The sequence below is a fragment of the Streptomyces sp. NPDC035033 genome, assembly GCF_040636735.1.
Classification (GTDB): domain Bacteria; phylum Actinomycetota; class Actinomycetes; order Streptomycetales; family Streptomycetaceae; genus Streptomyces.
This window is the reverse complement of sequence record NZ_JBEZUZ010000123.1, coordinates 1-18131: the sequence shown is the minus strand read 5'-3', so window position 1 is coordinate 18131 and position 18131 is coordinate 1. Positions and strand designations below refer to the sequence as shown.

The window sequence follows — 18131 nt, the reverse complement described above, 5'->3', positions numbered from 1 at the left end:
CCGGCGGCCGTCCCCGGACCGGACGGGGCCGGCGGGGCGGCGGCCGGTGCGGCGGCGCGGTGGCAGGTGGACCGGCTGCGGCAGGCGCTGGCCCGGTACGAGGCGCTGCTCGACGGGCTCTACGGCGACACCGGCCGCCCGGAGGCCGAGCGGCTGCTGGGGCGCAGGCTGTACGCGGCGATCGCCGCCGCCCACCCGGCCCTGGCCCGGGAGTGCGCCCGGCGCATCGCGCGGGAGCGGCGGTGAGGGCGCCGGACGCCACGCGGCCCCGGGCCCCGCGGGGCGCGCGGGGCCCGGGGCGGGCGGTGTTGGTGCTGGTGCTGGTGCCGCGGGTCCTAGTGGGCGTGGACCGTCTTGGCGCGGGTCTCGGAGATCTCCTCGCCCGGCTCCATCGGCGCGGTCACCTCGTCGTCGTCCCGGCGCTTGCCGAAGTGGTTGAAGACCACGTTGAGCAGGACGGCCGCGACGCAGCCGGTGGAGATGCCGGAGTCCAGGATGATCTGGGCGGTCTCCGGGAAGGCGTGGTAGAAGTCCGGCTTGGTGATCGGGATGATGCCGACCGCGATCGAGACGGCCACGATGAGGACGTTGTTGTCCTTCTCCAGGCCGGCCTTGGCCAGGGTCTGGATGCCGCTGGCCGCGACCGAGCCGAAGAGGACGACGCCGGCGCCGCCGAGGACCGGGCGGGGCACCACCGAGATCAGCGAGGCCATCACCGGCGAGAGGCCCATCAGGACCAGCAGGCCGCCGCCGCAGGCGACGACGAAGCGGCTGCGGATCCGGGTCATGGCGACCAGGCCGACGTTCTGCGCGAAGGCGCTGCACATGAAGCCGTTGAAGAGCGGGCTGATCGCCGAGCCGAGGGTGTCGGCGCGCAGGCCGGCCGCGATGGTCTTCTCGTCGGCGGGCCGCTCGACGATCTCGCCGAGCGCCAGCATGTCGGCGGTCGACTCGGTCATCGAGACCAGCATGACGACGCACATCGAGATGATCGCGGCGAGCGCGAACTGCGGGGCGCCGAAGTGGAAGGGGTTCGGGAAGCCGACGAGGTCCGCCTCGGTCACCGGGGTGAAGTCGGTGACGCCGAAGGGTATGGCGATCAGGGTGCCGAGGACCAGGCCGACGAGGACGGCGATCTGCTTCAGGAAGCCACGGGTGAAGCGGCGCAGCAGCAGGACGATGGCGAGGGTGACGGCGGCCAGGGCGAGGAACTTGCCCGAACCGTAGTCCTCCGCGGCGGGGTTGGGCCCCTGGGCCCAGCCGAAGGCGACCGGCAGCAGCGAGATGCCGATGAGGGTGATGACGGTGCCGGTGACGACCGGCGGGAAGAACCGCACCAGCCGGGAGAACCACGGCGCGGCGAGGAAGCCGAGGAGACCGGCGACGATGATCGCGCCGAAGATGATCGGCAGCGCGTCGGCCTTGTCCTCCGTGGTGTCGACGATGGCCAGCATGGGGGCCACGCCGGCGAAGGTGACGCCGTTGACGAACGGCAGCTTGGCGCCGATCTTCCAGACGCCGAGCGTCTGGAGGAAGGTCGCGAGGCCGGCCGTGAAGAGGCTGGCGCCGGTGAGGAAGGTGAGCTCCGTGCCGGAGAGCCCGACGGCCGCTCCGACGATCAGCGGCGGGGCCACCACGCCCGCGTACATCGCGGCCACGTGCTGGAGGCCGCTGGTGAACATCTTCAGGGGAGGCAGGGTCTCGTCGACCGGATGCTTGGTCCGGCCTTCCGGGGTGGTGCCTGCGTCTTGTGCATTGCGAACCTGGGGCTCGTCGGCCACGGCGGTTCCTCCGGTCGGGTACACGTCGGCGGTGACGCGGGTGTCAGGGAGGTGGTGCGATGCGGTGCGAAGTGCAGGAGGTGCGGCTCGGTGCGGGGTGGTGCGGTGCGCCGGAGGAAGGGGTGCGGCGCGGGGACGGGGCGCCCGGTGGGGGTACGGGCACGGGTCACCGTCCCGGGGGGCGCCGTACGACGGGTGCGTACGGCGCCTCCCGGTCCGGCTGCCGCGGGCCCCGCTCGGGTCCGCGGCGACCGGTCGAGGGCCGTCCCCCTCGACCGGACTCCGGGGGGAGGATCAGGCCTGGGCCGCGATGCGGGCCAGGCGCTGCGCCTCCGTGCGCGCGTCCCGCGCGATGGTGTTCTCGTCGACGGTGAGCAGACGGTCGTTCTCGACGATCTGCTCGCCGTTGACGAAGGACGCGGTGACCGGGGCCGCCGCGCCGAAGACGATGGCGGTGACCGGGTCGGCGATCGAGGAGTGGCCGAGGCCGTCGATCTTCCAGAGGACGAAGTCGGCGAGCTTGCCCGCCTCCAGGGAGCCGATGCTGTCGGCGCGGCCGAGGACCTGCGCGCCGCCGTAGGTGCCCAGGCGCAGGGCCTGGCGGGCGTTGAGCGCGGCTTCCCGGTGGGCGCCGAGGCGGTTGATCAGCAGGGCGTTGCGGAGCTCGGTGTGCAGCTCGCCGGACTCGTTGGAGGCGGTGCCGTCGACGCCGAGGCCGACCGGGACGCCCGCCTTCAGCATGTCGGGGACGCGGGCGATGCCGGCGGCGAGGCGCGCGTTGGACGACGGGCAGTGGGCGACACCGGTCTTGGTGCGGGCGAAGGCGGCGATGTCGGAGTCGTTCATGTGGACGCAGTGCGCCATCCACACGTCCTCGCCGAGGAAGCCGGTCGACTCGAAGTAGTCGGTCGGGCCCATGCCGAAGAGCTCGTGGCAGAACTTCTCCTCCTCCACGGTCTCCGAGCCGTGGGTGTGCATGCGCACGCCGAGCCGGCGGCCGAGGGCGGCGCCCTCGCGGAGGAGCTCGGTGGAGATGGAGAACGGCGAGCAGGGGGCGACGGCGACCTGCGTCATCGAGTCGAAGGAGGCGTCGTGGTACTTCTTCACCGTCTCCTCGGTCGCGGCGAGCGCGCCCTCGGTGGTCTCGACGGCGAAGTCCGGCGGCAGGCCGCCGTCCTTCTCGCTGCGGTCCATGGAGCCGCGGGCCAGGGTGAAGCGGACGCCCATCTCGGAGGCGGCGCCGATGATGGCGCCGGAGAGGTCGCCGGAGCCCTGCGGGAAGACGTAGTGGTGGTCCATGGCGGTGGTGACGCCGCCGCGGGCCATCATGGCGAGCGAGCCCTGGGCGGCGACGCGCACCATCCGCTCGTCGATCCGCGCCCACGTGGGGTAGAGCGCGACCAGCCAGTTGAAGAGGTTGTGGTCGGTGGCGAGGCCCCGGGTGATCCACTGGTAGAAGTGGTGGTGGGTGTTGATCAGACCCGGCGTGATCAGGTGGCCGGTGGCGTCGATCCGCCGGACCACGTTCTCCAGGTTCTCGGGGGCCTTGCCGGCGCCGAGGGACTCGATCCTGTTGCCGGCGACGACGAGGTACCCGGAGGCGTACTCCGTGTCGTTCGCGTCGACGGTGGCGATCGCCGCGTTCTCGATGACGATGCGCCGGTCTGCCGAAGGTGCTGCCATGGCGGTGCTTCCTTCATTCCTCATGGGTGGGGTGGGCACGGCAGGACCCTAGGAGGATTTGAGTGCCGGAGCGGTGTGACGGCTCCGGGTGCCGAGATGGTGGAAGAACAGATTCAGCAGGACGGCGACGAGCGCGCCCGCGCTGATGCCGGAGCCGAGCACGGTCTGCGCCCAGGCCGGGAAGCCGGCGTAGAAGGTGGGCGCGGCGAGCGGGATGATGCCCGCGCCGAGCGCGACGGCCACCAGGATGATGTTGGAGCTGTCGTCGAGTCCGGCCTCGGAGAGGGTCCGGATGCCGCTGACCGCGATGGAGCCGAAGAGGACGATGCCGGCGCCGCCGAGGACGGGCATCGGGACCAGGGAGACGACCGCGCCGAGGACCGGGAAGGCGCCGAGGACCAGCAGGGCGCCGCCGGCGACGGCGACCACGTAGCGGGAGCGGACCCGGGTGAGCGAGACGACGCCGACGTTCTGCGCGAAGGCGGAGGTCGGGAAGCCGCCGAAGACGGGGCCGACCAGGGTGGCGATGCCGTCGGTGCGCAGGCCGCGGGTGATGGTCCTCCCGTCGCTGGGCCGGTCGCAGATCTCGCCGAGGGCGAGCATGCCGGCGCTGGACTCGGTCATCAGGACCAGCATCACGATGCACAGGGAGAGGATCGCGGCGGGCTGGAACTCGGGGGCGCCGAAGGCGAAGGGCGTGGGCAGCGCGGCGACGGGCGCCTCGCGCAGGGCGGTGAAGTCGGCCATCCCGAAGGGGATCGCGGCGAGGGTGCCGATGAAGAGGCCGAGCAGCAGGGCGATCTGCTTGAGGAAGCCGCGGCCGAAGCGCTGGAAGAGCAGCACGACGACGAGGGTGAAGCCGGCGAGGGCCAGGTACCGCATGGAGCCGAAGTCGGCGGCGGTCTTGTCGCCGCCCTGGGCCCAGCTGACGGGCACCGGCATCAGGGTGACGCCGATCAGGGTGATGACGACGCCGGTGACGAGCGGCGGGAAGAAGCGCAGGAGCCGGCCGAAGAAGGGGCCGACGGCGAGGCAGAAGACGCCGGCGACCATGACCGCGCCGTAGATGGCGGGGAGCTGGTGGCCGGGGGCGCTCGTCTCGGCGATGGCCAGCATGGGGGCGATGCCCGCGGAGGAGGCCGCGTTGACGAACGGGAGCCGGTTGCCGGCGAAGTTCCGGACGCCGAGGGTCTGGAGGATGGTCGCGAGGCCGGCGATCAGGAGGCTGGCGGCGATGAGCCGGGTCATCCCGGCGGCGTCCAGGCCGACGGCCTGGCCGATGATGAGCGGAGGGGTGACGACGCCGGCGTACATGGCGGCGATGTGCTGGAGTGCCGCGGGGACGAGCCGCGAGGCGGGGAGCTTCTCGTCCACCGGGTGGCAGGCGGCCTGGGACGGGGCCGCGGCGGACGGGGTGGAACACGGGCCTTCGGCGGACGCCGGCCCCTTTGCGGGCAGTGCCATGCTGGGTTCCCTCCGGGCTGGTGCCGGTCCCCGCCCGACTGCGGGCGGGCGGGGACCGGGTCACTCGGTGCCGCTCAGAGATTGGTCATGTCGACCGGGATCAGCGCCGTGGCGCCGTCCCGCAGGACCGTGGCCTCGATGAGGCCGTACATGCGGTCCGCGGCGTAGTAGACCTCGTTGTCGTTCTTCAGCCCGAAGGGCTCGAGGTCGACCAGGAAGTGGTGCTTGTTGGGGAGCGAGAAGCGCACCTCGTCGATCTCCGCGCGGTGGTTGATGATCCGCGTGGCCATCTGGTAGAGGGTCTGCTGGAGGGAGTACGAGTACGTCTCCGCGAAGGCCTCCAGCATGTGCTTCTTGGTCTGCTCGTAGGACCGCTCCCAGTTGGGCATGCGCTGCTCGTCGTCGGTCCAGTTGAACCGCCAGCGGCCGGAGACCTGGGTGGCCAGGATGCGGTCGTACGCCTCCTGGAGGGTGGTGTACTGGTCCTTGATGTAGCCCCAGAACTCCGAGTTGGTGGAGTTCATGACGACGAGGTCCTTGAGGCCGGAGATGACCTCCCACTTCTCGCCGTCGTAGGTGATCTGGGTGACGCGGGTCTCCTGGCCCTTGCGGGCGAAGGAGTGGTTGACCTCGTCGGCGCCGATGAACTTGGAGTTGGCGTCGGAGGAGGCGATGCGCTCCCAGGCGTACTCCTCGATCCGGATCCGGGCCCGCTTGATCGGCTCCTGGCTCGTCACGAAGTGGCGGGCGAGGTGGATGCCGAACTGCTCGGCGGACTCGATGCCGTACTCCTTGGCGAACGCGAAGACGGTGTTCTTCGTCGTGTCGGTGGGGAGGCAGTGGGCGTTGGAGCCGGTGAGGTGGACGTCGTCGAGGTCGCCGGAGAGGGCGACGGAGACGTTCAGGTCCTTGATGTGGTGGGTGGCGCCGTCCCGCGTGATCTTGACGACGCGGTTCTCTGCTTTGCCGTACTGGTTCTGGCCGAGAATCGTGGGCATGTCTGCTAGCTCCCTCGGTAAACGGAGTAGCCGAACGGGTTGAGCAGCAGCGGTACGTGGTAGTGCTCGCCCGGCACGACGGCGAACGTGATCGCCACCTCCGGGAAGAAAGCACCGGCCGGACCGCTGTCCCGATTCGCGGGGGCGTCCTGCTGCGCCTCGGCTTGCTGGTTCTGCTTGCTCAGGAAGTACGCCTCGGTCTCGAAGTCGAGGCGCACGTGGGTGGTGCCGACCGGCAGGGCCGGCAGGTCCTTGCACCGTCCGTCGGCGTCGGTGGCGGAGCCGCCGAGCGCGACCCAGGCGGCGTCGGAGCCGGCGCGGGCGGCGAGGCTGATCGCCACGCCCTCCGCGGGGCGGCCGATGCTGGTGTCCAGGATGTGGGTGGACACCGAGGCCGTGGTGTCGGTGCTCATGCGGCGCTCTCTTCCTCTGCGAGACGGGTGAGGCGGATGCGGTTGATCTTGCCCAGTTCGGTGCGGACGATCTCGCGCTCCTGCTCGGGCGAGTTGCCGATCCGGTCCTTGACCGCGTCGCGCATCTGCTCGCCGGTCTTGCCGGTGGCGCAGATGAGGAAGACGTGGCCGAACTTCTCCTGGTAGGCCAGGTTCAGTTCGAGCATCTCGGCCTTGAGTTCCGCGGAGGAGCCGGCCATCCCGCTCTGCTCGCGGGTGGAGGTGGCATCCCCTTCCTTCGGACGACCGATCGGCGGGTGGCCCTCCATCGCCTCGGCCAGGTCCTCGGCGGTGAGCTCGGCCATGGCGGCGTCGCTCGCGAGGAAGAGGGCTTCGACGGTGGCGTACGGGCGCTGGGCGAGGATCTTGCTCCCCCACGCCGAGCTGGAGCACACCTCGTGGAGCGCGGCGAGTGCCTCGCTCTCCGCCGAGGTGTTGAACCGGGTGAGGCCCGGTGTCGTACCTGAAGTCACGGGAAGCCTCCGTGGCTGTTTTTCGCTGTGCGTCGGACGGGCTGCGGATAGCTAACGCCCTCGGCAACACGACGTCAACACTTTGTTGAAAAGTCGGTGACACAAAAGCCGTCGTCCCGACATGCGGACGACGGCTTGTGGCCATTCTTGATCAACTAGGCGTTCTTGGAGGCGTTTTCCCTGTTCAGGTAGTTGTAGACGGTGAAGCGGCTGACACCCAGTGCACCCGCCACCGTCTCCACGCCGTGCCGCACCGAGAAGGCGCCGCGGGCCTCCAGGACCCGGACGACCTCCTGCTTGGCCTTGCGGTCGAGTTCCGACAGCGGCACCCCGTGCCGCCGCTCCATCGCCGCGAGGATGTGGTCCAGGGAGTCCGACAGCTGCGGCAGCCGCACGGCGAGGACGTCCTCGCCCTCCCAGGACAGGACGACGTCGTCGGCCGCGGCCTGTGCCGGTTCCAGCACTTCCGCGCCCATCGCGTCGACCAGCGGCTTCACCGCCGCCGCCAAGGGATGCTCGGTCACTTCGCGTCCTCCCCGCCCTCACCGATCACGTTGACCTGGAGCGAGACCCGGGTGGCACCGGCGTCGAGCGCCTTGCGCAGCAGCTCGTCGACGGCGGTGAGGACGGCGTCGGCACCGCCCTCCGCGGTGTTGCCGAAGGGACCGACGTCGACGGCGTCCAGTTCGGCCGACTGGATGACCTCACGGGCCACGACCGCGTGGGCCGGCGCCTCGTCGAGGTCGAACGGCTCGGTCGTGAACTCCACTCTCAAACGCACCATGGCCCCACGCTACGGGCCGGGCGCGTCCCGCGGGAGCCCCGGGCCTGCGGGGACCTCTTGACAAGTGGGGCGCCCTCCCTGCAACCTTCCGTCAGACAGAAAATGACTTCCGCAATACGGAAGGAGCGCCTGCCCCTCATGGGATACACCGACCAGCGCTTCGATGTGAACCTGTCGATCCTCTTCACGGAACTCCCGCTCCTGGAGCGCCCCGCGGCCGCCGCCGCGGCCGGCTTCACCGCGGTCGAGCTGTGGTGGCCCTGGATCGACACCGCCACCCCCGAGCAGAGCGAGCTCGACGCCCTCAAGAAGGCCCTTGAGGACGCCGGCACCCAGCTGGTGGGCCTGAACTTCTACGCCGGACAGCTCCCCGGCCCGGACCGCGGCGCGGTCTCGGTCCCGGGCGAGGAGTCCGACCGCTTCAAGGCCAACATCGACATCGCCGCGGACTTCGCCGCCTCGGTCGGCTGCAAGGCGCTCAACGCGCTCTACGGCAACCGCGTCGAGGGCGTGGACCCCGAGGTCCAGGACGCCCTCGCCCTGGAGAACCTGGTCGTGGCGGCCCGCGCCGCCGACCGCGTCGGCGCGATCCTGCTGATCGAGACCCTCAACAAGCCGGAGTCGCCGCTCTACCCGCTGGTGAGCGCCCCCTCCGCGATCGAGGTCGTGGACAAGGTGAACGAGGCCACCGGACTCGGCAACGCCAAGTTCCTCCTCGACATCTACCACCTGGCCATGAACGGCGAGGACGTCAGCGCGGTCATCGCCGCGTACGCGGACAAGACCGGCCACGTCCAGATCGCGGACATGCCGGGCCGCGGCGCCCCGGGCACCGGCGAACTGCCGCTGGAGCAGCTGCTCGACGAGCTGAAGAAGGCCGGTTACGACGGCTTCGTGGGCCTGGAGTACAAGGCGGCCGACGCCGCCGCGTCCTTCGAATGGCTCCCGGCCGAGGCCCGCCCCGCCCGCTGACGCAGGCCCCCTCCCCGTACCACCTTGTTTTGAGAGGCACCCTCATGAGCAACCTCCCCAAGATCGCGTGGATCGGCCTCGGCATCATGGGTTCCCCCATGTCCGAGAACCTGATCAAGGCCGGCTACTCGGTCACCGGCTTCACCCTGGAGCAGGACAAGCTGGACCGCCTGGCCGCCGCCGGCGGCACCGCGGCCGGCTCGATCGCCGAGGCCGTCAAGGACGCCGACGTGGTCATCACGATGGTGCCCGCCTCCCCGCAGGTCGAGGCGATCTCCTACGGCCCCGAGGGCATCCTGGAGAACGCGAAGCAGGGCGCGCTGATCATCGACATGTCGTCGATCACCCCGCAGACCTCCATCGACCTGGCCAAGAACGCCAAGGAGAAGGGCATCCGCGTCATCGACGCCCCCGTCTCCGGCGGCGAGGCCGGCGCCATCGAGGCCGTGCTCTCCATCATGGTCGGCGGCGAGCAGGCCGACTTCGACCAGGCCCTCCCGATCCTGGAGGCCCTCGGCAAGACCATCGTCCTCTGCGGCCCGCACGGCTCCGGCCAGACGGTCAAGGCGGCCAACCAGCTCATCGTCGCCGTGAACATCCAGGCGTGCGCCGAGGCCGTGGTCTTCCTGGAGAAGTCCGGCGTGGACCTGAACGCCGCCCTCGACGTCCTCAACGGCGGTCTGGCCGGCTCGACCGTGCTGACCCGCAAGAAGGACAACTTCCTGAACCGGGACTTCAAGCCCGGCTTCCGGATCGACCTGCACCACAAGGACATGGGCATCGTGACCGACGCCGCCCGCAACGTCGGCGCGGCCCTCCCGGTCGGCGCCGTGGTCGCCCAGCTCGTCGCCTCGCTGCGCGCGCAGGGTGACGGCGGCCTGGACCACTCGGCCCTGCTCCGCGCCGTCGAGCGCCTCTCCGGCGCGCAGGTCTGAGCCGACGCCCCGTCCCGGCGGGGCCCCTGATTTCCGGTCGGCGGCGGTGCTGACACCTGTCCTGTCGCGCCCAGGCGCCGCCGCCGACCGGAACACCACACTTCATTTTCAACAAACTGTTGACGCCGCGTTTCGAGCGAACCTACGCTCCACGCCATCGTCATCAGCAGGTTCTCCTGTACGGAAAGGCCACCATGTCGAAGCGCGTGCTTACGACCGAGTCCGGCGCCCCCGTCGCCGACAACCAGAACTCCGCCACCGCCGGCGTCGGTGGCCCCCTCCTCCTCCAGGACCAGCACCTGCTGGAGAAGCTCGCGCGCTTCAACCGTGAGCGGATCCCGGAGCGCGTGGTGCACGCCCGCGGCTCCGGCGCGTACGGCTACTTCGAGGTGACCGACGACGTCACCGGCTTCACGAAGGCCGACTTCCTCTCCGAGGTAGGCAAGAAGACGGAGCTCTTCATCCGCTTCTCCACCGTGGCCGACTCGCTCGGCGGCGCGGACGCGGTCCGCGACCCGCGCGGCTTCGCGGTGAAGTTCTACACCGCCGAGGGCAACTACGACCTCGTCGGCAACAACACCCCGGTCTTCTTCATCAAGGACCCCATCAAGTTCCCCGACTTCATCCACTCCCAGAAGCGCGACCCCTTCACGGGCAAGCAGGAGCCGGACAACGTCTGGGACTTCTGGGCGCACGCCCCCGAGGCCACCCACCAGATCACCTGGCTCATGGGCGACCGCGGCATCCCGGCCTCGTACCGTCACATGAACGGCTACGGCTCCCACACCTACCAGTGGACCAACGAGGCGGGCGAGGCCTTCTTCGTGAAGTACCACTTCAAGACGAACCAGGGCATCCGCTCCCTCTCCTCCGAGCAGGCCGCCGAGCTCGTCGGCAAGGACGCCAACTCGCACCAGACGGACCTGCTCCAGGCCATCGAGCGCGGCGTGAACCCGTCCTGGACGCTCTACGTGCAGGTCATGCCGGCCGCCGAGGCCGCCGACTACCGCTTCAACCCGTTCGACCTCACCAAGGTGTGGCCGCACGCCGACTACCCGCTCCAGCGGGTCGGCCGGATGGTCCTCGACCGCAACCCGGACAACGTCTTCGCCGAGGTCGAGCAGGCCGCGTTCTCCCCGAACAACTTCGTGCCGGGCATCGGCCCCTCGCCGGACAAGATGCTCCAGGGCCGCCTCTTCGCCTACGCGGACGCCCACCGCTACCGCCTCGGCGTCAACCACACCCAGCTCCCGGTGAACGCCCCCAAGGCGACCGTCGCCGAGAACTACGGCCGGGACGGCTTCATGGCCACCCGCAACGGCTCGCGGTACGACAAGAACTACGAGCCCAACTCGTACCAGGGCCCGGCCCAGACCGACGTGCCGCTCTCCGCGCCGCTCGCGATCCACGGCTGGACCGGCACCCACGCGGCCCCGCAGCACACCAAGGACGACGACTTCTTCCAGGCCGGCGAGCTGTACCGCCTGATGTCGGAGGACGAGAAGTCCCGTCTGATCGCCAACATCGCCGGCGGTCTCTCCCAGGTGTCCCGCGAGGACGTCATCGAGAAGAACATCGCCCACTTCGCCGCCGCCGACCCCGAGTACGGCAAGCGCGTCGAGGAGGCCGTCCGCGCCCTGCGCGAGGACTGATCTTCTCCGATTCCCAGACCGCGTACGGCATCTGACGGGAGGTCAATGCCGTGCGCCGTCCGGAACACCGGCCCGGATGAGGGGTGGCCGGTGTTCATGGACAGCGTGAGGACCGCGGCGGCTGCGAGCCAGTGCGGTGGCCAGGACGCCCGGCCCCCCTTCCAGACCTGAAGGAAGGGACCGGCCGGAGCGTCCGCCGCAGCCGCCGCGGTCCCAACGCCCGTCCCGTACGGGACCCCCCCCGCGGGGACACAGACTCCGCCCGGCGGCGCGAACGTCCTGTCGCGCCAGCCTCGTGCCGTCGGGCGGTCATCGGACGAGAGCGCGGAACCAGGTTTACGGTCCCTGGTTCCGCGCTCTTCTCCATGCCCCGGCACCCCCGTGCGCCTTCCCGTCACGGCCGGACGGCGCGTCCCCGTCACGGGTGAACAGCGCATCGTTTCTGCGGTGAAGATCCACACCCGCTCGGGGGAGCGCACCGCGATTCGGCTCCCGTGCGCCCCGTCGGCGGCGCTATCCAGCCGTACGTGATCAAGAACCTGATGCGCGGGCTCGTCCCGCTCGCCCTCGTCCTGTCCCCGCTCGCCGCCCCCGCTCCCGCCGCCTCCGGAGGCGTCCAGCTCTTCCCCGACGCGCTCGCCGAACTGACCGAGGCCGACGAGAAGTCCGCCGGATACAAGGAGTCGGCCTTCCCGCACTGGGACAAGGGCCTCGACGCCTCCGACGACTGCGACACCCGCGCCGAGGTGCTGCTCGCGGAGGCCGTCGAGGCACCCGCCACCGGCGCCGGCTGCGCGCTCACCGGCGGCCGGTGGACCTCGTACTACGACGGCCAGACCGTCACCGACCCGGCGCTGCTCCGCGTCGACCACCTCGTCCCGCTGGAGGAGGCGTGGGCCTCGGGGGCGTCCGGCTGGACGGCGGCCCGGCGGGCGAAGTACGCCAACGACCAGGGGGCCGCGGCCACCCTGGTCGCCGTGACCGCCCGCAGCCAGAAGGCCAAGGCGGGCCAGGACCCGGCCGCCTGGGTGCCCGACGGGAACGCCGCCTACTGCCGTTACGTCGGCGAGTGGGTCGGCACCAAGCTGCGCTGGGGGCTGACGGTCGACAAGGACGAGATGGAGGCGCTCAAGCTGTTCGCCGACGGCCCGTGCGAGGAGACGGTCGTGCTGCGCTCGACAGCCCCGCGGTGAGCATCCCGGTGACGGCGAGCGAGGCCCCCGCCAGGAGGGCCATCGCCGTCGCCGGCGAGGTCAGCTGGGCGAGTCCGCCCGCCAGGGCCGCGGCCAGGCCCTGGCAGGCGAGCATCCCGGAGGCGTGCAGGCCGAGCGCGTGCCCGCTCGTCTCCTCCGGGACCAGCGCCAGGAGCCGTTCCTGGTACAGCAGGCTCGCGCCGTAGCCGGCCGCGGAGACGGCCACGGCCGCGCCCGCCACCGCCGGAGGCAGCCCCGTGCCCAGCGCGAAGAGCAGGTACGGGGCCGCCAGGAGCGCCTGGAGGGGCGCGGCGAGCCGCCTCCGCAGCCGCGGCGGCGCGAAGCGCCCCAGGACGGTGTCCCCGGCGAGCATCCCGGCGGCGGCGCAGGCGAAGAGCAGGGCGGCGCGCTCGGGGTCGTACGCCACGAACAGCGCCTCGCAGCCGACGATCAGCCCGTTGGGCACCCACAGCGCCAGGAAGAGGAGCCGGCGGTGGCGGTCGGCGAGCAGCCGCACGGTGGTCCGCCAGGTCCCGGCGGCCGAGATCCGGCCGGCGGCGCGCGGCGGACGGGCGGCGAGGCCCAGGCGGTAGACGACGGCGGCGAGGACGTAGAGGACGGCGCCGGCGAGGAGGGTGCCGCGCGGGGAGAGCACGGCGAGCAGGACACCGCCGGCGGCGAAGCCGGCGATCTGGCAGACGCCGGCCGTCATGTTGAGCACCGACCGGCCGAGCAGATAGCGCTCGCGCGGCAGGATCTCGCCGAGCAGCCCGTACCGCACTCCCCCGCCCAGCGAGCCGACGACGCCGACCACGGCGAGGAGCCCTGAGGCGGCGCCGCCCGCGCTCCGGACGCCGCCGGGCCCGCCCCCGCCCCGCCGGCCCGGAGGGCTCCGGACGGGGCGGGGGCCTCGCAGGGCCGCCGGCCGTCAGTGGAAGAGCAGGGAGGCGTCGCCGGCGGCGGTGGAGACCGATCCCGGGCAGAGGAAGCCGCCGGAGGTCTTCGTCGCGGTGAACGCCTGGTTCACGTACCGGCGGGTGGTGCCGTCCCGGTCGAGCAGGACGCCGGTCGCCTTGTAGCGGCAGGAGACGCCGTACTGCGTTCCCGTGATGTCGATGGCGTCGGCCTTCGCCCGGCCGGCCGCGTCGTCGAAGGTGACGTTGGGATTGTTGTTGAGGGTGGCGGTGATCCCTCCGGTGCAGCTGAGGTTGCCGCCCGGCGCGTTGACGCTGGTGCGGTCGACGGACAGCGAGGCGGGCGGGTTGGCGCTGGTCCGGGCATCGGTCCAGGTGCAGGTGTTGCCCGAGACCACGATCACGCCGTCGACCCGCTGTGTCCCGGTGGGTCCGAGGGCGTTCGCCGCCGTGGCCGCTCCGGCGGTGGCCGCGATGATCAGGGCGGTGACGCACGAGAGTGTCGAGATCTGCCTCATGTCGCTCCTTCTGGCCGCGTCCTTGCGGGATGTGCGCACCACGGAAGGTCCCACGGGGACCTTGAATTGTCAGGTGCACGACAATAATTTGGCCGGATGACGCTCCCCGGGCGCCCGCCGGCGGGAGTTAGAAGCCGGCCCAGGCGCGGAGGGCGTCGTCGAGGACGACGTCGTGCGGGAGGGCCGCGAGGGCGGCCGGGTCGACGCGTACGCCCTGGTGGGCGAGGAGGTCCGCGAGGGCTCTCCAGTGGGCCGCCTCGGCCTCCTCCCGGGTCTCGTCCCCGTAGGGTTCGTCGGGGCCGACGACCGTGCGGGCGGTCTCCTCCACGGACTCCACCGTGAGGAAGTCCCGGACGGCGGCGTCGCCCAGGGCGCTCTCGGCCCAGCCCCGGTCGTCGAGGAGGACCAGGGCGCGGCCGTCGGGGAGTTCGGCCTCCAGCCGGGCCGACACGTCGAGCTGCCGGTCGGTGGTGCGGGCCTCGTTCAGCTCGACGTGGGTGACCAGGCGGGTCACGGTGGTCACGGCGCTCATGGTGCTCTCCTCGTCGCGGGCGGGACCCCACGCTAACGCGACGCGCCCGCCCGCACCCGTCACGTGGACGACGGGCGCGGGCGGGCGCGGGTGCGGGCGGGCCCGGAAGGGCCCGGCGGTCAGACCGCGAGCGGCTTGATCGCGGTGGGCGCGTGGCCGGGCTCGGTGGCCAGCTCCTCGAACTCGGTGACGTCGCTCATGTCGACGGTCTTGCTCATCGCGATGTTGGTGATGCGCTCCAGGATCGCCTCGACGACGACCGGGACCTGGAACTCGACGGCCATCTTCTTGGCCTGCTCCAGGGCCTCGCCCAGCTTCGACGGGTCCTCGACGCGGATCGCCTTGACGCCCAGGCCCTCGGCGACCTTGACGTGGTCGACGCCGTAGACGCCGATCTCGGGGGTGTTGATGTTCTCGAACTCCAGGTTGACCTCGAAGTTGATGCCGAGGCCGCCCTGCGCCTGCCGGATGAGGCCGAGGTAGGCGTTGTTCACGAGGACGTGGACGTAGGGGACCTTGTGCTGGGCGGCGACCGCCAGCTCCTCGATCATGAACTGGAAGTCGTAGTCGCCGGAGAGCGCGACGACCGGGGTCTCCGGGTCGGCGGTGGCGGCGCCGATGGCGGCCGGGATGGTCCAGCCGAGCGGGCCGGCCTGGCCGCAGTTGATCCAGTGGCGCGGCTTGTAGACGTGCAGGAACTGCGCGGCGGCGATCTGCGAGAGGCCGATGGTGGTGACGTACCGGGTCTCCGGGCCGAACGCCTTGTTCATCTCCTCGTAGACGCGCTGCGGCTTCATGGGGATGTCGTCGAAGTGCGTGCGGCGCTGGAGGGTGGCCTTGCGCTCCTGCGCGGAGGCGGCCCAGGCGGTGAAGTCGGGGAGCTTGCCCTCGGCCTTCCACTCCTTGGCGATGGCGACGAAGAGCTCCAGGGCGGCCTTGGCGTCGGAGGCGATGCCGTAGTCCGGGGCGAAGATCTTGCCGAGCTGGGTGGGCTCGATGTCGACGTGGACGAACTTCCGGCCCTTGGTGTACGCGTCGAGGTTGTAGCCGGTGTGGCGGTTGGCCCAGCGGTTGCCGATGCCGAGGACGAAGTCCGACTCCAGGAAGGTCGCGTTGCCGTAGCGGTGCGCGGTCTGGACGCCGACCATGCCGGCGGCGAGCTCGTGGTCGTCCGGGATGGTGCCCCAGCCCATGAGGGTGGAGATGACCGGGATGTTCGTCAGCTCGGCGAACTCGACGAGGAGGTCGGAGGCGTCGGCGTTGATGATGCCGCCGCCGGCGACGATCAGCGGGCGCTCGGACTCCAGGAGGAAGGAGAGCGCCTTCTCGGCCTGGGCGCGGGTGGCCTCGGGCCTGTAGACCGGCAGCGGCTCGTAGGTCTCCGGGTCGAACTCGATCTCGGTGAGCTGGACGTCGATCGGGAGGTCGATGAGGACCGGGCCGGGACGGCCGGAGCGCATCAGGTGGAAGGCCTGCTGGAAGACGCCGGGGACCTGCGCGGCCTCCAGGACGGTGGTGGCCTTCTTGGTGACCGGGGCGGCGATCGTGGCGATGTCGACGGCCTGGAAGTCCTCCTTGTGGAGCTTCGAGACCGGGGCCTGGCCGGTGATGCACAGGATCGGGATGGAGTCGGCGATCGCCGAGTACAGGCCGGTGATCATGTCGGTGCCGGCGGGGCCGGAGGTGCCGATGCAGACACCGATGTTGCCGGCCTTGGCGCGGGTGTAGCCCTCGGCCATGTGGGAGGCGCCCTCGACGTGGCGGGCCAGCGTGTGGCTGATGCCGCCGACGTTCTTGAGCTCGCGGTAGAAGGGGTTGATCGCCGCGCCGGGGACGCCGAACGCGTTGGTGACGCCTTCGCGCTTGAGGATCTCAACGGCCGCTGCGGCGGCGGTCATACGAGGCATGGGAGTGCTCCTGCTTCGGCCGGTCGGTCGCAGGTTCCGGGCGGGCCGCCCGTCCCTGTTTCCGTAATGCGGAAGAACTGTTCTGCTATACGGAAGCAATGTAGGTGGGGGGCGGGAAGCCGTCAAGGGACCGCCCACCAGACGGGCACCCGACGGCGCCCGGCGGGCGCCCCGCGGGGACCGGCCGGGCCCCGGGCGGCCCTCCCGGATGGCCGAAGTCGCTCCCCCGGGCGGCCGGATTGGTGGACGATGGGCGGACGGGAAGAGGGGGGTTCGACGTGGGTGAGTCGGTATCGGTGCGTTGCCCGGAGTGCCGGCGGAGCCATCCGTACGCGGCGCCCGTCTTCCCCTGCGCCTGCGGGAGCCCGGTCGCCGCGCCGGTGATCCCCGACGCGCCCGCCGAACCGATCCGGCACCGGACCTGGCGGGACGAGTGGGTCACCGTCCGCTGCGGGGCCTGCGGCCGCGAGGGCGAGTGGCCCCACCCGGAACTGGGCTGCTCCTGCGGCACGGTGCTGCGGATCCCGGTGGCCCCGGTCCCGGCGCGGGCGGGAGCGGAGCCCCCGGCCCCCACACCGGAGACCGCGCCCGGGGAGGCGCACGGCTTCCAGGAGGGGTACGGCCCCGGGGAAGGACCCGGCGGCCCGGAAGGACCCGGCGGCCCGGAGGGACCCGGATCTTCGGAGGAGTACGGCTCCGAGCGGTACGGTCCCCGGCTGTCCGCGCCGGACGGCTCCGCCGGCGCGGGGCCCCTCCCCGGACCCGTCGGCCCCTTCGCCGGCCCGGCCGGGCGGGCCGCGGAGGACGACGGGCCCGCCGCTCCCGTCTCGGACTGGTTCGGGGCCCCTCCCCGGACCTTCGCCGAGCGGTACCCCGCCCACGTCCCGCTCCCGTCGGCCGCGCCGCGGCCGGCGCCCGCGCGGGGCGCGTTCCGGCCGGTGACGATCCGGACGGCGCGGGACGCGGTCGCCGCGGCGGCGGCGTACCTCGGCTGGCTCGGCTTCCGGGAGATCGTGCAGCCGGAGGACCGGCACTCCGCCGGGGTGGACCTGCGCGGTCCCGGCCTCGTCGCCCAGGTCGACCCGAGCACCCGACCGACCGGGCTGCGGGCCGTGGAGTGCCTGTGGCTCAACGGGCTCAGCGCCTCCGCCGTGAGCGTCTTCTTCTCCCTGGCCGGCTACACGCCGGAGGCGCGGTCCCGTGCCGTCGAGATAGGGCTGCCGCTCTTCGTCCTCGACCTCACCGGCACCCCGCAGCCCGTGAACGACGCGGCCGACGAGCTCGCCTCGGGCGGCGCCGTCTGACCCGTACCGCCCGCCGCCGGCGAACGGATCCGGCCATCCACGCGTGACGATCACGGTCCGCCGGGCAGAAACACCCCTGGGGGGTGGACCGCATGGGGACGGGGACGGGGTGGTTCGTGGCGGCGGCCGGGGCGGCCTGGGCCGAGGTGCTGCTCGCGGCGGTCCTGCTGCGCGTACGGGGCGGAAGGGGAGGTACGGGCTCCGCCGGCGCGGTGCCCGGACCGGCGGCGCTGGCCCTGCTGCGGGGCGGGCGGCGGGCCGCCGTCACGGTCGCGCTGGTGGCGCTGCACCAGCGCGGGGCGGTCGCGGCGGGCCGCAAACATACGATTCGGGCCAATGGCGGGCCCGGCCGGACCCGGGACCCCGTCCAGCTCGGCGTCCACCGCTCGCTGCGCAACGCCCTGGACCTGCGCGCTCTCGGCCGGCGGCCCGAGGCGCGCCGGGCGGTCGACGGCCTGCGGGCCGAGCTGGGGCGGGCGGGGCGGCGGGCGTGAGATCGGAAGAGCGGCGTGGAGGGAAAGAGTGTGGTAGCAGGCGGGGAGATGTAGGGGGGCGCCGGATCAATAGAA

Annotated in this window: 17 protein-coding genes and 2 pseudogenes; 7 read left to right on the top strand and 12 right to left on the bottom strand. The window is 71.8% G+C overall.

Features of this window, described 5'->3' with window-relative positions:
* Positions 1–246: pseudogene (locus tag AB0E83_RS32115) on the top strand (hypothetical protein); the annotation flags it as partial.
* A gap of 89 nt (positions 247–335) precedes the next feature.
* On the opposite strand, the gene AB0E83_RS32110 reads toward AB0E83_RS32115, so the two are convergent.
* The 8 genes from AB0E83_RS32110 to AB0E83_RS32075 form a co-directional block, all read right to left on the bottom strand.
* Positions 336–1682: a nucleobase:cation symporter-2 family protein gene (locus tag AB0E83_RS32110; RefSeq protein WP_362119778.1), complete on the bottom strand. Its 1347-nt coding sequence runs from the start codon at positions 1680–1682 to the stop codon at positions 336–338.
* A 393-nt stretch (positions 1683–2075) separates the two neighbouring features.
* Complete coding sequence (locus tag AB0E83_RS32105) at positions 2076–3464, bottom strand: 8-oxoguanine deaminase (RefSeq protein WP_362119774.1); 1389 nt, start codon at positions 3462–3464, stop codon at positions 2076–2078.
* A gap of 48 nt (positions 3465–3512) precedes the next feature.
* Positions 3513–4928 carry a nucleobase:cation symporter-2 family protein gene (locus AB0E83_RS32100; RefSeq protein ID WP_362119772.1) on the bottom strand — a complete coding sequence of 472 codons (1416 nt, stop codon included), beginning with the start codon at positions 4926–4928 and terminating at the stop codon, positions 3513–3515.
* A 74-nt stretch (positions 4929–5002) separates the two neighbouring features.
* Positions 5003–5926 (bottom strand): factor-independent urate hydroxylase, encoded by a 924-nt coding sequence (pucL, locus tag AB0E83_RS32095; RefSeq protein WP_362119770.1) that lies wholly within the window; start codon positions 5924–5926, stop codon positions 5003–5005.
* Between the two features lie 5 nt (positions 5927–5931).
* Positions 5932–6339, bottom strand: coding sequence for a hydroxyisourate hydrolase (gene uraH, locus AB0E83_RS32090; protein WP_362119768.1), 408 nt, complete (start codon positions 6337–6339; stop codon positions 5932–5934).
* Complete coding sequence (gene uraD, locus AB0E83_RS32085) at positions 6336–6851, bottom strand: 2-oxo-4-hydroxy-4-carboxy-5-ureidoimidazoline decarboxylase (RefSeq protein ID WP_362119766.1); 516 nt, start codon at positions 6849–6851, stop codon at positions 6336–6338. Before uraD ends, uraH begins: the two co-directional genes overlap by 4 nt.
* 155 nt (positions 6852–7006) lie before the next feature.
* Positions 7007–7327 carry a helix-turn-helix domain-containing protein gene (locus AB0E83_RS32080; protein WP_362119776.1) on the bottom strand — a complete coding sequence of 107 codons (321 nt, stop codon included), beginning with the start codon at positions 7325–7327 and terminating at the stop codon, positions 7007–7009.
* A gap of 44 nt (positions 7328–7371) precedes the next feature.
* Positions 7372–7632 (bottom strand): hypothetical protein, encoded by a 261-nt coding sequence (locus AB0E83_RS32075; protein WP_351850168.1) that lies wholly within the window; start codon positions 7630–7632, stop codon positions 7372–7374.
* Between the two features lie 141 nt (positions 7633–7773).
* Between AB0E83_RS32075 and AB0E83_RS32070 the strand changes: the two genes are divergently transcribed.
* From AB0E83_RS32070 to AB0E83_RS32055, 4 genes are all read left to right on the top strand, one after another.
* On the top strand, positions 7774–8607 hold the full coding sequence (locus tag AB0E83_RS32070; protein ID WP_362119764.1) for a TIM barrel protein: 834 nt from the start codon (positions 7774–7776) through the stop codon (positions 8605–8607).
* A gap of 44 nt (positions 8608–8651) precedes the next feature.
* The gene (locus AB0E83_RS32065) at positions 8652–9542 is read left to right on the top strand and encodes a 2-hydroxy-3-oxopropionate reductase (protein WP_362119762.1); all 891 of its coding nucleotides are present in this window, start codon (positions 8652–8654) and stop codon (positions 9540–9542) included.
* Between the two features lie 194 nt (positions 9543–9736).
* On the top strand, positions 9737–11194 hold the full coding sequence (locus tag AB0E83_RS32060; RefSeq protein ID WP_362119760.1) for a catalase: 1458 nt from the start codon (positions 9737–9739) through the stop codon (positions 11192–11194).
* Between the two features lie 527 nt (positions 11195–11721).
* A complete protein-coding gene (locus tag AB0E83_RS32055) occupies positions 11722–12387 on the top strand; it encodes an HNH endonuclease (RefSeq protein WP_362119759.1) in 666 nt (221 codons plus the stop codon).
* Here AB0E83_RS32055 and AB0E83_RS32050 read toward each other — a convergent pair.
* From AB0E83_RS32050 to gcl, 4 genes and pseudogenes are all read right to left on the bottom strand, one after another.
* A pseudogene (locus tag AB0E83_RS32050) lies at positions 12323–13210 on the bottom strand (MFS transporter); the annotation flags it as partial. The gene AB0E83_RS32055 and the pseudogene AB0E83_RS32050 overlap by 65 nt on opposite strands.
* A 105-nt stretch (positions 13211–13315) precedes the next feature.
* Positions 13316–13819 (bottom strand): hypothetical protein, encoded by a 504-nt coding sequence (locus AB0E83_RS32045; protein ID WP_362119757.1) that lies wholly within the window; start codon positions 13817–13819, stop codon positions 13316–13318.
* Between the two features lie 127 nt (positions 13820–13946).
* Entirely contained in the window at positions 13947–14351 is a 405-nt protein-coding gene (locus tag AB0E83_RS32040; RefSeq protein WP_362119755.1) for a hypothetical protein, read from the bottom strand.
* Positions 14352–14470: 119 nt separating this feature from the next.
* Positions 14471–16258: a glyoxylate carboligase gene (gcl, locus tag AB0E83_RS32035; RefSeq protein WP_362119754.1), complete on the bottom strand. Its 1788-nt coding sequence runs from the start codon at positions 16256–16258 to the stop codon at positions 14471–14473.
* Positions 16259–16536: 278 nt separating this feature from the next.
* Here gcl and AB0E83_RS32030 point away from each other — a divergent pair, with 278 nt between their 5' ends.
* The gene (locus tag AB0E83_RS32030) at positions 16537–17562 is read left to right on the top strand and encodes a hypothetical protein (RefSeq protein ID WP_362119752.1); all 1026 of its coding nucleotides are present in this window, start codon (positions 16537–16539) and stop codon (positions 17560–17562) included.
* A gap of 92 nt (positions 17563–17654) precedes the next feature.
* Positions 17655–18056, top strand: coding sequence for a TIGR04222 domain-containing membrane protein (locus tag AB0E83_RS32025; RefSeq protein WP_362119750.1), 402 nt, complete (start codon positions 17655–17657; stop codon positions 18054–18056).
* Positions 18057–18131 lie beyond the last annotated feature (75 nt).

Coding starts and splice junctions, on each gene's coding strand:
- AB0E83_RS32110 (WP_362119778.1), bottom strand. CDS start 1,682: ATGTTCACCAGCGGCCTCCAGCACGTGGCCGCGATGTACGCGGGCGTG.
- AB0E83_RS32105 (WP_362119774.1), bottom strand. CDS start 3,464: ATGGCAGCACCTTCGGCAGACCGGCGCATCGTCATCGAGAACGCGGCG.
- AB0E83_RS32100 (WP_362119772.1), bottom strand. CDS start 4,928: ATGGCACTGCCCGCAAAGGGGCCGGCGTCCGCCGAAGGCCCGTGTTCC.
- pucL (WP_362119770.1), bottom strand. CDS start 5,926: ATGCCCACGATTCTCGGCCAGAACCAGTACGGCAAAGCAGAGAACCGC.
- uraH (WP_362119768.1), bottom strand. CDS start 6,339: ATGAGCACCGACACCACGGCCTCGGTGTCCACCCACATCCTGGACACC.
- AB0E83_RS32080 (WP_362119776.1), bottom strand. CDS start 7,327: ATGGGCGCGGAAGTGCTGGAACCGGCACAGGCCGCGGCCGACGACGTC.
- AB0E83_RS32070 (WP_362119764.1), top strand. CDS start 7,774: ATGGGATACACCGACCAGCGCTTCGATGTGAACCTGTCGATCCTCTTC.
- AB0E83_RS32065 (WP_362119762.1), top strand. CDS start 8,652: ATGAGCAACCTCCCCAAGATCGCGTGGATCGGCCTCGGCATCATGGGT.
- AB0E83_RS32060 (WP_362119760.1), top strand. CDS start 9,737: ATGTCGAAGCGCGTGCTTACGACCGAGTCCGGCGCCCCCGTCGCCGAC.
- AB0E83_RS32045 (WP_362119757.1), bottom strand. CDS start 13,819: ATGAGGCAGATCTCGACACTCTCGTGCGTCACCGCCCTGATCATCGCG.
- AB0E83_RS32040 (WP_362119755.1), bottom strand. CDS start 14,351: ATGAGCGCCGTGACCACCGTGACCCGCCTGGTCACCCACGTCGAGCTG.
- gcl (WP_362119754.1), bottom strand. CDS start 16,258: ATGCCTCGTATGACCGCCGCCGCAGCGGCCGTTGAGATCCTCAAGCGC.
- AB0E83_RS32025 (WP_362119750.1), top strand. CDS start 17,655: ATGGGGACGGGGACGGGGTGGTTCGTGGCGGCGGCCGGGGCGGCCTGG.